At 44.1% G+C, this 15,428-nt stretch carries 12 protein-coding genes; 11 read left to right on the forward strand and 1 reads right to left on the reverse strand.

The features are described 5' to 3' along the window. Positions 1-3: 3 nt before the first annotated feature. From Q3O59_RS00085 to Q3O59_RS00100, 4 genes are all read left to right on the forward strand, one after another. Positions 4-894 (forward strand): nucleotidyl transferase AbiEii/AbiGii toxin family protein, encoded by an 891-nt coding sequence (locus Q3O59_RS00085; protein WP_305943677.1) that lies wholly within the window; start codon positions 4-6, stop codon positions 892-894. 119 nt (positions 895-1,013) lie between these two features. Then, entirely contained in the window at positions 1,014-2,132 is a 1,119-nt protein-coding gene (locus Q3O59_RS00090) for a Fic family protein (protein ID WP_305943678.1), read from the forward strand. Between the two features lie 142 nt (positions 2,133-2,274). Then, positions 2,275-3,327 carry a helix-turn-helix domain-containing protein gene (locus Q3O59_RS00095; RefSeq protein WP_305943679.1) on the forward strand — a complete coding sequence of 351 codons (1,053 nt, stop codon included), beginning with the start codon at positions 2,275-2,277 and terminating at the stop codon, positions 3,325-3,327. Continuing rightward, positions 3,328-3,813, forward strand: a complete 486-nt coding sequence (locus tag Q3O59_RS00100; RefSeq protein WP_305943680.1) for a PIN domain-containing protein — start codon at positions 3,328-3,330, stop codon at positions 3,811-3,813. A 114-nt stretch (positions 3,814-3,927) separates the two neighbouring features. Here the strand turns inward: Q3O59_RS00100 and Q3O59_RS00105 are convergent, their stop codons facing one another. Further along, positions 3,928-4,815, reverse strand: coding sequence for a helix-turn-helix transcriptional regulator (locus Q3O59_RS00105; protein ID WP_305944426.1), 888 nt, complete (start codon positions 4,813-4,815; stop codon positions 3,928-3,930). A gap of 179 nt (positions 4,816-4,994) precedes the next feature. Here Q3O59_RS00105 and Q3O59_RS00110 point away from each other — a divergent pair, with 179 nt between their 5' ends. The 7 genes from Q3O59_RS00110 to Q3O59_RS00140 all read left to right on the forward strand — a co-directional run bounded on the left by Q3O59_RS00110 (position 4,995) and on the right by Q3O59_RS00140 (position 15,423). Continuing rightward, positions 4,995-5,207, forward strand: coding sequence for a hypothetical protein (locus tag Q3O59_RS00110; protein ID WP_305943681.1), 213 nt, complete (start codon positions 4,995-4,997; stop codon positions 5,205-5,207). A gap of 442 nt (positions 5,208-5,649) precedes the next feature. Further along, positions 5,650-5,961, forward strand: coding sequence for a hypothetical protein (locus tag Q3O59_RS00115; RefSeq protein WP_305943682.1), 312 nt, complete (start codon positions 5,650-5,652; stop codon positions 5,959-5,961). 13 nt (positions 5,962-5,974) lie between these two features. Beyond that, on the forward strand, positions 5,975-6,550 hold the full coding sequence (locus Q3O59_RS00120; RefSeq protein WP_305943683.1) for a 3'-5' exonuclease: 576 nt from the start codon (positions 5,975-5,977) through the stop codon (positions 6,548-6,550). Between the two features lie 634 nt (positions 6,551-7,184). Continuing rightward, the gene (locus Q3O59_RS00125; protein ID WP_305943684.1) at positions 7,185-8,771 is read left to right on the forward strand and encodes an NERD domain-containing protein; all 1,587 of its coding nucleotides are present in this window, start codon (positions 7,185-7,187) and stop codon (positions 8,769-8,771) included. Next, positions 8,768-12,064: a helicase-related protein gene (locus Q3O59_RS00130; RefSeq protein ID WP_305943685.1), complete on the forward strand. Its 3,297-nt coding sequence runs from the start codon at positions 8,768-8,770 to the stop codon at positions 12,062-12,064. Before Q3O59_RS00125 ends, Q3O59_RS00130 begins: the two co-directional genes overlap by 4 nt. 3 nt (positions 12,065-12,067) lie before the next feature. After that, positions 12,068-13,936, forward strand: a complete 1,869-nt coding sequence (gene drmB / locus Q3O59_RS00135; RefSeq protein ID WP_305943686.1) for a DrmB family protein — start codon at positions 12,068-12,070, stop codon at positions 13,934-13,936. Next, positions 13,933-15,423, forward strand: coding sequence for a DEAD/DEAH box helicase (locus Q3O59_RS00140; RefSeq protein WP_305943687.1), 1,491 nt, complete (start codon positions 13,933-13,935; stop codon positions 15,421-15,423). Before drmB ends, Q3O59_RS00140 begins: the two co-directional genes overlap by 4 nt. The last annotated feature ends 5 nt before the right edge of the window (positions 15,424-15,428 follow it).

The raw sequence follows: 15,428 nt of genomic DNA on the forward strand, positions 1-15,428 counted from the left end.
AGGATGTTAAAACAACAGCTTCGTCAAATTGTGCAAGCGAATCCAGACTATGCTGCTATTTCCCCTGTTATTGAGAAAGAGATCCTGCACCACGATATTATGGCGGTATTGATCAAGCAAGGTGCGATGCAAAGTCTGACATTTATTGGCGGGACTTCCTTGCGTATGTGTTACAACAGTGCTCGCCTATCAGAGGATCTCGATTTTAACGGTGGCCATAACTTCAAGCCGGCTGATTTCGATGGTCTTGAAGCCGACATTCAAAACTATATTCAGAACAAATATGAAACTGAGGTATGGGTAAACAAACCTGCAGCAGACAATCAGGGAGATACTGTTTCCTGGAAAATCAGTATCGTAAAAGAAGCGAACCGTCCGGATTTACCCCGGCAAAAAATGCATATTGATGTCTGCGCCATCCCCTCATTCGACATTGAAAAAAGGCCCTTGTTAAACCATTACAATATCGTGGTACCCACCGAGGGTATTCTGGTACCGGTGCAATCATTGCAAGAAACGTTGGCAGATAAATTTATTGCCGTCGCTTATCGGGCCAGAAGAATTAAACCGCGAGATATCTGGGATATCGTCTGGATCAAACAACGAGGCGTAGCGCTATCAAAAGAACTGATAGAAAAAAAATTAGCGGCAAGAAATAAACATAAAGACGATTTTAGAACAGCGCTCGAGCTGCAGATCAATAAGCTGCAACAAGATGATGAAGTACGTGCTGATTTTAATATGGAGATGAGCCGTTTTATCCCAAGTCAGATCAAGGAACGTACGGTGGATAACCCGGAGTATTGGGCTTATGTGCAGGCTGAAGTCAGTGCTATGGCATCGGAGTTGCTTAGTAATGGTTCGTCCAAAACCAGGTTTGATATGGGGATGTGAAGCCTGTCGAACGATACTTAGCATTTTCTTAGTGCGTTTGATGAGTTGATTAATCTTGCTATTCACCTCACATTGTGAGTGGATTAACCAATGTATTCACCTCAGTAGAAGCATAGCCAATGTGGATCTGGCAACAACCAGACTGGCCCGGTCGTCAGCAGAAGACATTACAAGCTTTCCGTTATGATCTAGCGGCACTGGCGCCTAAGTTACGTGAGCTGCATTTTTTGCAAGGTGTGTTGCTGGGTAAAATGGGCTTGCAGGACAACCAGCAGGCCATACTGGATACCCTTCTGGCGAATATCCTGACGTCCAGCGCCATTGAAGGGGAGCACGTAAATCAAAGCGAAGTGCGTTCATCATTGGCACGGAAGCTGGGTATGGATGAATTCCAGCAGGTGACCACAACAGCCCAGTCAGACGGTCTTGCGGCTATGGTAACCGATGCCATTGGCAACTGGCAGCAGCCGTTAACGTTAGAGCGATTGCTGCAATGGCATGCCTGGCTATTCCCAGAGGATAGCTCATTCATGCAGCGGGTGATCGGGGGGCAGCTTCGCGGTGATGCGCCAATGCAGGTGGTGTCCGGTCGGATAGATCGTCCTAATGTGCATTTTGACGCGCCACCGCGAAAGGTGCTAGAAAGCGAGCTGAATTGCTTTATCGACTGGTTTAACCGCTCGCAAGAGGATGCCAATTTAGATCCGCTGCTACGCGCTGGCATTGCGCATTTTTGGTTTATCACTATCCATCCACTGGAAGATGGCAATGGCCGCTTGGCAAGGCTGATGACCGATCTGGCATTGGCCCAGGCGGAGCATCAATCCATCCGCTTTTATGCCATGTCGGCTGCTATCCTGGAAAGGCGAAACAGCTACTACGACATCCTAGAGCAAAGCCAAAAAGGCGATACTGATATCACCGACTGGTTGCTTTGGTTTCTCGACACCCTGGCCGTCAGCCTAAAGCAGGTGCTGGACGATATTGAGCAAAGGCTGCAAAAAACCAGATTCTGGCAACGGGTTGACCAAACGCAATTGAATAAAGAACAGGTTAAAGTACTAAATCGGTTGCTGGATGGCGATTTCAGCGAAGGCATCAGTAATAGCCAGTATGGCAAAGTGGCCAAGGTCAGTCCGGCAACTGCAAGCCGGCATTTGGCTCAGTTGGTTGAAATGGGGTGCTTGGAGAAAACCGCGGCTGGGGGGAGAAGTACTCGCTATGCGATCTCACAATAGCCGGCGTTTGCAGCCGTTAAAGCAAAGTATCTCAGCAATTCCAAGCTCGTCATCCTTTTTACTCTGTGATGCCAATCGACAGAATCAGCTAGCCAGTTTATAATAATCCACAAAATATTATATTTATAAACCGGAGGTCAGTGTGATTGGAGAGCGCATAAAACGAGCCCGTACTGCTGCTGGCCTGTCTATGCAGGCCTTGGGTGATATTGTTGGTATTAGTGCCAACATGGTTAAAAAATACGAGCATAACCAGAGTATGCCGTCCTCGGGTGTTTTACTCAAATTGGCGGCTGCATTATCGGTTCGCGCTGAATACTTTTTTCGCCCAGCACAAGTGACGTTAGGTGAGGTAGAGTATCGAAAGAAAGCGTCAGCTCCAGCTAAGCTACTGAAAAAAATAGAATCTGATGTGATCGACCAAGCTGAACGCTGGCTGGCGCTCAAAAATGTGTGGCCTAACTTCCCAATTTCAGACTTTGACTATCATCCTGATGTTCCTGTCGTGAGTTCATTAGCTGCGGTAGAGCAGGTTGCCGCTAAAGTACGTAGTGACTGGCAGTTGGGGATGAATCCGCTACCTGACTTAATTGATTTGCTTGAGTCTAAAGGTATTTTGGTCATTGTCAGCAACGTGCCTCAAGCAGATAAATTTGATGGATTACAAGCCAAGATTTCAGGGCAGCCTATCGTTGTGGTATCTGCGGACTGGCCAGGGTGTCGTCAGCGATTCACGCTGGCACACGAACTTGGTCATCTTATTTTACATGACCTGCTAGATGATTCCGTTGACGAGGAAATGGCATGTAATCGTTTTGCATCAGCATTTTTATTGCCAGACATTGGGCTTTATCAACACTTAGGTCAGCGTCGCTCGAATATTGATGCTAAAGAGCTGTACTTTTTGAAGCATGAATACGGCTTAAGTATGGCGGCCTGTTTATATCGTAGCGCCGATCTTGGAGTTATCACTGAAGAGAAAAAGCGCCAAATTTTTATCCAGTTTTCTCAAAACGGCTGGCGTAAGAAAGAGCCTGGAAAACCTTACCCGCAAGAGCAGACACTGCTGTTTGAGCAACTAGTCTATCGCGCTTTAGCAGAGGGTATCCTCAGCGAGTCGAAAGCCGCTGAATTGTTACAGATATCGGTGATGACACTGCATAAGCAACGCCAAATGTTAGCTGAGGCTGTATAGATGTACCTGTTGATCAGTGACGCCAATATTCTCATTGATCTCGAGGAAGGCCAGTTGCTGGAGGTCTTTTTCAATTTGCCCTACCAATTCAAAGTTCCAGATGTGTTATTTCATGAGGAGCTGAGTGAGCAACACGGCTTTTTAATTGATTTAGGCTTGTCTCTGGGGGAGCTAAGCCCTGAGTCTATGATGTATTCTTTTGAGCTGAGGCAAAAATATACAGGTCCAAGCATGAACGATTGCTTTGCACTTGCGTTGGCCAGGCAAGAGCAGTGCCCACTTCTCACCGGTGATATAGCGCTTAGGAAGGCTGCCGAAAAAGAAGCGATATTGGTTCAAGGGACGCTATGGGTTGTCGAGCAGCTTGTCACGCATGGCATGATTACAGTTGTTGAGGCGCAAGCTGCTTACGATAAAATGGCAAAAGCCGGGCGTCGCCTGCCATGGGCTCTTGCTAAACAGCGCCTGATGCAATTTTCAAATTAACGGTGACGTCACCGGTGTTTGCCTAACAAGTTAGGTTGATTCTTACTAAGTGCAATTTGTACACGACGTGCTTTGAAATGACATCAGAATTCCCCTTTACACCATTCATACCTATCAAAACGCATGCCGCTGTACCTCGGCCAAATTCGCCACCATGATCTGCTGGGCCTCGGGCCTGGCGTCTATTTTGGTCAAATCCAGGTTCAGTGCCTGCACGGCATAAGGCACCAGGGCGGAGCGCACTTCGATGATGCGCTTGCCCTGATGCATGTTGTAATCGGTTTCAATAATGGCTTTTTGGTACTCGGTTAGCCGGGTATCGGGTATCAGCTCTATTGGTACCGGGGTATTCCAGCGGTTGTCATCCTGCTGGCGCTGCTCGGCTTTGCCTTCCACGCCGTGAAAACCGCGAAAGCGGCTTAGCACAAAATCCCGAAAATCACGGTTCTTTTCGCAGTAAGCCCGCACATGCCAGCGCAGTGGGGTGCAGACAAGGCTATGCGGCGCAATGATGCGGCTTTCTTCATCCGGCGAGGTCAGCGAGACATAGCCCATGTCGATTTTTAACCCTTCCCTAGCAGCTTGCACCAAGGTGCGCAATACCGCCGGGTCGACCTGGCGAATGGGCGGTTGCAGCAGTTCGGTATGGGCAAAACCTAAATCAAGCTGATGAAAGGTGTGGGCAAAGTCTTTGCAGCTTGCCAGTGCATGCAGGTACTCATCGGCCAGGCCAGTGGTGACTTTGGGGGTAAAGGTGGTGGAGGGCTTGTAACCACGCAACTTGGCATCGTACACCAGATTGCCGGGGGCAATCTCACGCAGGTAACTGTTGATGTCTTTCGATGCTTGCTGGCGGGCGATGCCAAAACTGTTGATCAAATGCGTGGTGGTAAGCCGCCCTTCCCACAAGGCGACAATTTCAATCAGCCTATAGCGCATCAGCAGCTCCCAGCGCAGGGGCCAGCCAGCAGGTTGTTTTGGGGTCATCTGTCGTTGCATCATGCTGTCATCAATGCAGACAGCATAGCCCAAGAACATCGCGCAAAACCAGCCATGCAAAATAACAAAGCTTAGATCTGCCTGAAAAATCGACACTGCGCATCCATACAGTATGGCAGCACAATCGAAACTTGGCATGCTGGAGTTATGTATCACAAACGACAATGCCAAGGGAGGCCGCGATGAATCTTATCACCTTACTTCCACGTTTGCTGTGGAATCTCTTTGTGCTTGTTATCGCTATCCTTTTCACCATTGGCTGGTGGGGCATGCTGTTTGGCATGCTGCCGATTTTGCTGGTGGTGCTGGTGCTGTTTCCGCTGTTTCCATCACTTTTGCTGTTTCCACTCTACCTGCTGGTCTTTTGCTTTCCACTGGATACCGATAAAAAATAATCCTGATCTGTATGAAAAATGGATACTGTGCAAACGCTCAGTATGGCCTTTCAGCGGCATGGGGGTATGCTTGGCTTCAGGATGTTGATGTCACCATAGCGGACAGGTGACTGCCAGGCTGGCAGCAGGATGCTTTAAGGAAACCAATGCAGGGATGTAATGTATACCCAAGTAACCTCAAGATGCGGATTTCAGCGGATGATAAAAGCGCTTTAGGCAAGGCAGTTGTTGGAAGGTTTGGTGGTTCCAAATCGACAACAGCTAACGCCGCATAAAGCGCTTTTAGCCCCGCCCTCCGGGAGCCGCTGGGCGCTTCCACTGCAGCGTTACTCTGGCTAGCAAGGTGGTCGACATTCCGTCGCCAGTGTGCCTTGCATTGAAAACGCCCAGCGACTCTGAAACTCGTATCTTGAGGTCACTTGGGTATAACTGGGAGCACAACATGAACATGGCACAACGGGATTTGGCAATGCTCGATTTAGAGCGGCAGTTTAAAGACATTTTTACCATCAGCCGGGCGGGAGGCGACAACCAGGCCGAGCGGATGCGCGCCCAGGGCTTTATTCACGCCATTGAGCTGCTGCAACTGTGCACGCGCGATGAAGTGCAGCAACTGATGGAGCGGGTGCATCAGCAGGTTTTTGGCTGCAGCATCGCGGAGCGTGTACCCAGCAAACAGGCGCTGCGGCAGCGTGCTCTGCAATTGGGGGATTACCACTATTTTGATGAGCCGGCTTTGTACCGGCAAGATTAAAGGAGCGAATTGCATGGAGCGGTTTCATAGTTTTCAGGCCATTCTTTTTCGCAAGTATCTGGTGCTAAGCACCAAGGCCAATGGCATCGATCAGAGTGCAGAACTGGTCGAGCTGGCCATTACCGATCATGACGGCCATGTATTGTTCAACAGTCTGATTAAGCCTGAACAGGCATTGCACTCCGGTGCCTTACACCGGCACCGAATTACAAATAGCATGCTCGACACAGCACCCAGCTGGCCAGACTTATGGCCAGCAGTGGAAGCCCTGATTAAGGATGATATCTGTGTGATGTGGCACGCCGAATTTCACCTACGCCTGATGCTGCAAACAATGCAGCGCAATCAATTGAAAGTGCCCGAGCGTCTTGGCACAGAAGGCTTCTTCTGTGCTATGCGTGATTACCACCTGTGGCAAGGCAGCGATGAGTACAGCGCAAAACAGATCTTTCCGCTCAGCCACGCGCTAGAGCGTGAAAAGTTGATGGCGCTGCAACAGCCCAGCGCCCTGGGTGATTGCATGGGCATTGTCTCGCTCACCAATCACATTGAGCGGCAGCAAAAGATTATGATGGGTTTGGGGGTTTAAAAGGTACGCTGCTGCAATGTGTGGTGTCCTCCATTATTTCCTAATGGTGTTCAATACTGAGTGCTTCCAGTTGATGTGACGCAAGCAAATCAGTAAAACTGCGCTGCTCCAGACCTGCAGATGCAATTCGAAATCTAGGTACGACTAGCTGAGGATGGTTTTGGGTTTCAAAGGAAATATTTCAGGTAAGATCTGAATAATGCCAGAGTAACGAATAAGTTGCAAATTGGTTTTCAGAAGTGAGGCATTCATGCAAGCGGAAGTTTTAATGCTTAAAAATGGGGCGAAGAGAAATTATCAGGCAATTTTATGTTGCTCTGTCCCCCGAATTTCAACGGCCATGAATGTTACCTGCTTGCCTAACTTTTGGTTTTAAATAGCCCATTTGTGGGGCTACCTTAAACCGATCGCAAAAATTCAGCACAGGTACGCCGCAAGGATATTTCGCGCCTGAATGGCTGTACCGCCAAGGCCTTGGGTATAAAAAAAAGCGGATTTAGCCGTTAAAGGAGGAAAACTCAGCCTTCAGCTACGTTAAGCTGGGTTAACCGATAATTGCTGTCTAGTTCGCGATCTTGTTGAAAGAAAAAGTTTTTCCATTTAGGATAAAAAAAAATGCAGAGGTCATTACGGAATGAAGACCATACCTTCATACATTTGGGATATTCACAAGCCTGATAACTTAGCTGAAGACAAACTCCTCCAACTTCTCAGCCAATTAGAACTTGGTGAAAAAAGCATAGCCTTTCATAGCTTGAACTTGCGTGGTGATCGCAAACAAAGTTGGTACGAAATTGATTTTCTAATTATTACTCAGTTTTGTGTTTATGGCATTGAAGCAAAAACCGGCTTCCTCTCTTCGGGAAACGGAGAATGGCATATTCACAAATCTAATGGTGAAATTGCATATTCAAAGAGAAAGTCTCCATACATCCAAGCCAAAGATGCGACTCTGCATTGGCGTGATTCATGGATGTCAAAAAAATTTCCCGAATTGGCTCGCAAGCTAGATTTCGTTTTCATTGCCGCGCTTTATATGAATGATGAAGAGAGCCTCCATGAATTAAATTGTCCAGAGTTACCTAGAGAAGTTGTGCTTGGACAAGCAAACTTTAGTTTAGATGGCCTTAAAAAGTGCATCGAAAGTGCAAGAAAGTACCATCAAACACGATCTAATCACTCAGGGGGGATATCTAAAGATGATGTTGAGCATATAGCCGCAAAACTAAGGCCAACAGTAGAAAAGTCTTATCCCACGGGGCTCAGGAATTTTTTGCTCCAATCACAACACGAGCTTACTGAAGAACAATACAGGTTAGTGGATGCTCTTGATTGTTTTGATCGCCTTATCATAGACGGTGGAGCTGGAACCGGAAAAACGTTCGTATTGGCACATCTAATCCGAAAGGATGTGGCGCAAGGTCGACGTATTTTGGTGCTCATTAAGCCTAGATTGCTTAGAGAGAAAATTCAAACAATGTTGAGTGAGATCAATGTTTTTGTTATCGGTCCAGAAGATTTATCGCTAGATATTGAAAGAAAATTCGATACCTTATATGTAGATGAAGGGCAAGATCTTTGTGATGAGACAATTCTGTTAACGCTTGATTTGGTTCTTGAACAAGGCGCTGAGAATTCAAGATGGAGGTGGTTTGGGGACTTCCAAAATCAACGTGGTACAGATGTCACTTTTTCACAAGAGGTTTTCGATCTACTAAAAAGCATGACCGGAAATAATGCTGTTTATCCTCTGAAAAGAAATGTGCGTAACACACCTAGTGTAGTCAAGTGGCTAGAAAATATTTGTCAGGCTCGAATGGGGGAAACTGTTATGAAAGGTGCAGGGCCTGAAGTAACCGTTGAATCCGAAGAAAACATCGTTGCTATTCTTGATGCGATTACCCAGAATCCTGTTCTCGAAGACAGTCCTGATGCTTCAGTTATAACCATTTTCCCCGAAAAATATGAGAACACGTTTCGCACTTCTTTAGTTGGTGATGCTAGTACCAGTCGAAATATTCCATGTTGGGGAAGTGAAGCTTTTAAAGGTCTGGAATCAGAAGTAGTATTAGTCTGGGTCCCACCTAATATGAATGATGAAGAATTAAAAAACTACCTTTATAAAAGCGTTTCGAGAGCACGAGCAATTTGCACGCTCTTTACAAACGACAAAAGGGGGCTTTTGAAACAGCTAAGCAAGTTTATCAGGTTGAAAACATGAAAAAATCAGAAATAAGGGATTTAGTAAAAGAGGAAATAAGAAAGCTGCTTATTGGGCCTTATGATGGCCCAAATGAAAAAGTTTCTGGAAGGCTCTCACTCAGATATCTATCAGGTATTCTCTACCCAATAGGTGCGACTCGTGGTCATTTAAAAGTTGAGCAACCTGATGAGCTAGATAAATTAGCCGACACACGAGATTCAGATGAGTTTTCAGCAGATAATGATAATCCGCTATCGCTAGCAAACGAAATGTTGCCATCTTCTGTTGCTTTAACTTTTTGTGTTCCAAAAAATGCCGATGTAGTTGCTTCTATCTCAGGTGGAAAATATAAAGATATAAGCAATAAAAATACTAAGCAAATTTGGCAGAGACATGAGCTGAGCCCTACATCTGTTCAAATTGGAGCCGCACGAAATCAAAAACATTTTGCCCTAAATAACAGCGTCGTTGTTCGAGTAACAAGGCGAGAAGCTGTATTTGATAAGAGCATTGATGTAGTTACAGTGGCCATAGTAAATGCAAGCTCCGTTGAGAAATCCAGTTCAGCTGAGTCAAAAGACAACATTGAGAAGCGTGTATATCAACTTGGACTTGTTTGCAATTGCAGTTCCGGTATTTCTGCTTATCAAGATACATCAAAAAGGTTCGATGATTTAGAAGAGGAGATATTAGCTCTCCAATACTCTAAAAACTCAGTTTTTGCAATTGGGCATGGTGCATCTGTGTCCTGGAATCTAGAAAAAAGCAATCGGGTAAAAGAAGTTTATATTGAGTATGCACCATCAGCGCTGGTATTTAGACCACTCTTTGACAGTTTAAAAATTGAGAGTGGGGAAGAATTCAAATATTTAGAAATTTTAAGTTTGGGTTACCTTTCGAACCCCGATTCAATTCATAAAGAGGTTATTTTAAGACTTAACTCTTTCGTTGATTTCTATGGCAACTGGATTACTTTACAAAATGATCAAAAAGTAAAGCCAGATCTTAGCAGAGCAAAACAGCATCTTCTTTCTAAAATGCGAATGTGTCATGAGCGGATGAAAAAAGGTGTTGAACTATTAGAATCTAACACAGACTGCTGGGATGCCTTTCAGTTGGCAAATGGTGCCATGTTACTTCAAATGGAGCAGAATCAAAGAATTAATAAGCTCCGCTCTAAAAGAAATAATGAAGGTAAACAATGGCCTATTCCAGTAGATGATGCCATAAATCCCGGAGAGTCGTTTATACCGTATCATCTACCAAATTGCTGGCGACCATTTCAATTAGCGTTCTTTTTGCTAACGGTGAGTGACTTAGAGCATCCTAATTCTGATTATGCCGAGATTGCAGATTTAATTTGGTTTTCTACCGGTGGTGGTAAAACAGAAGCTTATCTTCTGCTATCTGCATATGAGCTGATCCGAAGACGTAAACGATACTCATCACCTGAGTTAGGCGGGGGGACAGGTGTTATTACGAGATATACACTTAGGTTTTTAACTGCTGATCAATTCGCACGAACTGGTTCGCTAATATGTGCACTCGAAAAAATTAGGCAATCTAATCAGTTTGATCTTGGAGATGAACCATTTTCACTTGGCTTATATGCTGGCAACTCTGTTTCGCACAATAAAGTCTCCGATGCTGAAAATGAGATTTTCTTATTGCGAGAGAATCCAACTGAAACACACCATTTTCAAATCGAATATTGTCCTAACTGCGGTACGTCAATGTTGCCGAAGCATATAAAGTTTAAAGACGGTGAGCCGGACTATTCAGAGATTGGTTTTTCGATTGAACACCATCAGGTCAAAACTCGCTGCGTCAATAAGCTTTGTTTATTTTCAAATAATGTAGGTCTCCCCATCCGGACTGTAGACGAAGATATTTTTAGAAGTCCACCAAGCTTTTTACTTGGGACAATCGATAAATTTGCAAATTTTGCTTTTGGAGAACGCGAGAGCGCGATTTTTAAGGGAGCCAATGGGAGCAACGTGCCTCCAACATTAATTATTCAGGATGAACTTCATTTAATATCCGGTCCTTTGGGTACGATTGCGGCAGTATATGAGGCAGCTTTCGATACTATTATAAGGGTGCAGAATAATAAAATAGGGTTAGGAAGCTCTGGTCCTAAGTATATTGCATCGAGTGCTACTGTAAGAGATTCAGACACGCAGATACGCCGACTTTTAGGGCGCAGTGGAGAGATATTCCCACCAAGAGGAATAAGTGCGTCAGATTCGTTTTTTTCAAAAGATGATAATGACGAAGAAAGTGCTCGACTGTATGTCGGATACATGGCACAGGGATTAAATGCAACTTCTGCTGCACATTGGACAGCCGCGGCTATATTACAAGCCGTGAGAGGTTTAGCTGAAAAGCATACTTTAAATGCTGCTGATGTGGATTTTCTTTGGTCTTTAGTTTGCTATTGCAATAGTAAGCGCGAACTCGGACTTATCAACGCTTCAACTAACGATGAAATTCTATCGCGAATGAGAGTATATTGCGCGATCCAAGGACTAGATGAAGAAATAATACCTCACCTTCGTAAAGAGGAAGTTAGCAGTCAAGGCGTGAAAAGTATATCCGAAACTCGCAGTAATCTATTAATTCCACTGACCGACTTGAGAGATACACCTGTTCGAGACTTTATTCCTGCTACAAATATGATATCTGTTGGTGTTGATATAAATCGTTTGGGTGTAATGATGATTAATGGTCAACCAAAGACCACCGCCGAGTATATCCAAGCGTCATCACGAGTTGGGCGGAGTCCAATAGAAAATGGCCCAGGGTTTGTTGTGACACTTTATTCCCCGGCGAAACCCAGAGATAGAAGTCACTACGAGCATTTTAGAGCGTATCACGAGACACTTTACAGGTTGGTTGAACCAACAAGCGTAACGCCAGGTAGCGAGCAAGCACTAGATCGTGCACTCCATGCTGCAATCATAATAGCCTTACGCCACAGTGTAGGGGAACTAAAAACCTATCCGCGAAAAGCAGATTTTGGAAACTCTGAAACACAACATGTGCTTTTGAACTTGAAAGAAAGGTTATTAGCGGCGTATCCGGATTTGATACTAAATGAATTTGAAAGAAGGACTATCAATATTTGTTTCGGGAATGTGCTAAATAAATGGTCGGAGCTTGCCGAGCGGTTTGGCGATCTTGTTTATTTTTCCTGGGAGAACAAAGGGCATCCGCTGATGACCGATTTCCAGCAAAAAAGCAAATCAGGATTTCCAACTATGACGTCGATGAGATCTGTCGATGTATCTATACCAATGAAATTAAGGTGATTTATGAATGGCGAAATAAGACGAGCTCAACTCGTTCAAACTTTCGGTGTGGGTGCAATAGTCGATGCAAGCGGCGAAACTTTCATTGTAAAAGACACTAAGTTATGGAAAGTTGATGAAAAGATTAGTTGTGAACGACTCTCCAGACTCATTGGCAATAAAAGACTGAGAACATTTTCTAGTTCAGCTAAATCAAAAGATAAGGGTGTACCTGTTGATAGATTTCCTCGTTGGTATTACTGCCCATCATGCAATTTGATGAGGTTTATATCAAAACAGGAAGATTATAGAAATGAAAAGGGAGCGTGTCCTCGTTGTGAGAATCCGGTATGTAAAAATAAACCGGAGATGATTCCGATGCGATTTGTTGCATATTGTAATAATGGTCATCTAGCGGAAATTAACTGGCATGCTTGGGCTCATCTTAATGCCAGCAAAGCTGAAGAAGGGCAATGTAGAGACAAAGACTCACTTTCATTTACATCTGGAGGACGAGCTGGCGGTGACTTTTTGGAGATGAGAGTCACCTGTAAGTCTTGTGGTTGTTCTGAAAACCTTAGTGCAATTCAACGTCAATTTGCCAACCCAAGTGTTGTGGATGGTTACGGTAATAAATGTTGCGGTAAACAACCATGGCAATCTTTTGATGAACGTGATGCTTGTAATGAGGAGATGAAGATTGAACCAAGAGGTAGCTCTTCTATTCATCGCGCACTAGTGCTGTCAGCTCTCGATATAGAACAGGAAAATGTAGCAAATGTATCTCTTAAGCTTACAGCAGAGGAAATGCAACGTATCGAAAAGAAGTGCGATAAAATTATCGAAAAAAATGAAGGCTTAAAACAGTTATTATTGGAAAGAGTAGTTGATTTTGATGAGGATCTGGAAGAGCAGTTCTTGGAAGTCGCTGATCTTTTGGAAATTGATGATACTGACGCTGTTTTAACTTATGCATTCGATTATTTAAAAGGCCAGCTTCAACAAAAAAATACCTCGTCTATTCTGGTTGATGACCCTCAGTTGACTCTTTTGGACGAAGAATATCAACTTCTGGGGCGGGGAGTTGATGTAGACCAAAAACATTTCAAAATTTTCTTCAACTCACTTTTAGACTGCAAAGATCTATTACTGAATAAAATTTTTTCCCGTATAGGACAAGTTAAGAGACTCAGAGAAGTGAGAGCATTTAACGGGTTTGTACGTGGAGAAGGAAAAACCTCTATATCTCCGGATCTCTCTGGTTCTCAGAATTGGGTTCCCGCTCTAGAGGCTTTTGGAGAGGGGATATATCTAGAGTTGAACCAAGAAACGATATCTTCATGGTTAAGTTGTCATGGTTCAGAAATTCACTCTACACTTCAGAGTCAGCTGGATGCCATTAAAAATCTACAGCAGCGAGTAAAAGTAGGAATAAAAGAAGATCCGGTATTCTTACTTGCGCACACCATGGCACACATTCTCATAAAGGACCTGACATTCAGATCTGGTTACTCTTCCTCTGCGTTACGTGAGAGAATTTTCTGTGAACCCTTGCAGCATAGAGCTGGAATATTGATCTACACGACAGATACTGATACCGAAGGCACATTAGGTGGGTTAGTTGATCAAGCTCGCCCAGATTTACAAAGCTTATTGGTAAGAAACTTGGTTAGTTTAACACGCTGGTGTTCGGCGGATCCTGTCTGCAGAGAAACGCTAGAGTCAGGGTTTCAGGGGGTAAATCAAGCTGCATGTCACTGCTGCTCATTAGTTGCGGAAACAAGTTGTGGACATCAAAACGCAGGATTGAACAGGTTATTGTTATCAGGTATGGGAAAAGATTACGATGAGCCTATGGGATTTTTGACTTATGTTGAAGGATTGTTGGCATGAGGATGCCAACCTTTGCTGAACTCGATGCTGATCAGCGAGGGATTTACACAGAATCTCCAAGTGATGGAGCTGTTCTTGTAGTAGGCCCGCCTGGAACTGGAAAAACGGTTGTAGCCTTTCATAGAGCTCTGCGTTTGTCTAGTGATGGTACTCCGGTTGTTTTGATCATGTTCAATAAGGTTCTCTCTCAATATGCGAACTCAGTGGATGTTGAACATAATATACAGATTCTTAATTTGCATAAATGGGTACCTAAATGGTATCGACAAGCTTTCAAGTCAAATCCACCAAAGATATCGCCAACGATGTTTGATTGGCCGGAAATACACAATCGAATAAGAAGGTTAAGCAATATTGAGCTACTTGAGCGGCTGTCTTGGGGGCACTTGATAATAGATGAGGGGCAGGATTTTCCTGAGCCTATGTACGAAGCCTTAATGGCTCTGGTCGAACATCCAAGTTTACTTCCTAAATCTCGCCCCACTTTGACAGTGTTTGCAGATGAGAATCAGACAATTACTAGTGAAAACTCTACTATTAGTCAGATTAGGTTTGCACTAAACGCCACAGTAAAAAATAAGCGGTATTGGCACCTATTTAAGAATTACCGTAATACAAGAGAAATTTCAGATTTTGCAACTTACTATCAACTAACAGGAAGAAGTGCAACAAAAGTTCCTGACATCAAGGGCGTAAAACCAAACTCTATTTTCTTCCCATCACACAGGCAAGTAGCCGAGCATATTACTAACTACGTAAATAATAACGGTCTCGTAGATGTCGGGGTATTGTCATTTGGAACAAAGGGAGATGTGAAAAATATCTTTAATGAGCTTCGGCAGTTAAAAGATGAAAATAAACTGCCTTACAGACTTCAAATGTACTTTAGTGGTGATCCGAGGCTAAGCCTTCATAGTGATGCAAAACAACTGTCATTTAATACACCCCCTTCAATCACTGTGCTACATATAAAAAGTAGTAAAGGTTTGGAATTTGATGCAGTTTTTGCTGTAAACCTACATAGCGAGAAAAGAAATTTTGATGCTAGTTCGCAGGAGTTAATTAAAGACATGTATGTTGTTTCCTCTAGAGCTCGTCGAATACTATTTTTTGATATTGTATCTTTTTCTGAATCACTCCCACCTTCAACTAGACTTCTCCCTGCTCCATCTCTGGAGCTGTGTCGATTCGGGGCACAAACAGAATGGAAAGATAGATTAAAGGAGCTGTTAGATGAGATCCCCTGGTCTTTAACTTCTGAAATGTCCGAGCGCTTAAGAATTGAACTATTGGCTAATCACCTTTTGATGATGGGTAACGCTGGCTGCGAATTACTTTCTAGTGTAGCTGAGAGATCTCAGAGCCACAAAGCTTTTGCGGCAAATTTGAAACAATATTTTATTAATCTAGAGTTGCAAAATATTGTCAGGGTAATCACCCAGATAGGTTATGCTAGAGTTGAAAAAGCTCTTTCTGGGATTTTCTAATTGGA

It is taken from the genome of Alkalimonas delamerensis, from assembly GCF_030717955.1.
GTDB classification, from domain to species: domain Bacteria; phylum Pseudomonadota; class Gammaproteobacteria; order Enterobacterales; family Alteromonadaceae; genus Alkalimonas; species Alkalimonas delamerensis.

Coding starts and splice junctions, on each gene's coding strand:
- Q3O59_RS00120 (WP_305943683.1), top strand. CDS start 5,975: ATGGAGCGGTTTCATAGTTTTCAGGCCATTCTTTTTCGCAAGTATCTG.
- drmB (WP_305943686.1), top strand. CDS start 12,068: ATGAATGGCGAAATAAGACGAGCTCAACTCGTTCAAACTTTCGGTGTG.
- Q3O59_RS00140 (WP_305943687.1), top strand. CDS start 13,933: ATGAGGATGCCAACCTTTGCTGAACTCGATGCTGATCAGCGAGGGATT.
- Q3O59_RS00115 (WP_305943682.1), top strand. CDS start 5,650: ATGAACATGGCACAACGGGATTTGGCAATGCTCGATTTAGAGCGGCAG.
- Q3O59_RS00125 (WP_305943684.1), top strand. CDS start 7,185: ATGAAGACCATACCTTCATACATTTGGGATATTCACAAGCCTGATAAC.
- Q3O59_RS00090 (WP_305943678.1), top strand. CDS start 1,014: ATGTGGATCTGGCAACAACCAGACTGGCCCGGTCGTCAGCAGAAGACA.
- Q3O59_RS00110 (WP_305943681.1), top strand. CDS start 4,995: ATGAATCTTATCACCTTACTTCCACGTTTGCTGTGGAATCTCTTTGTG.
- Q3O59_RS00100 (WP_305943680.1), top strand. CDS start 3,328: ATGTACCTGTTGATCAGTGACGCCAATATTCTCATTGATCTCGAGGAA.
- Q3O59_RS00105 (WP_305944426.1), bottom strand. CDS start 4,815: ATGATGCAACGACAGATGACCCCAAAACAACCTGCTGGCTGGCCCCTG.
- Q3O59_RS00130 (WP_305943685.1), top strand. CDS start 8,768: ATGAAAAAATCAGAAATAAGGGATTTAGTAAAAGAGGAAATAAGAAAG.
- Q3O59_RS00085 (WP_305943677.1), top strand. CDS start 4: ATGTTAAAACAACAGCTTCGTCAAATTGTGCAAGCGAATCCAGACTAT.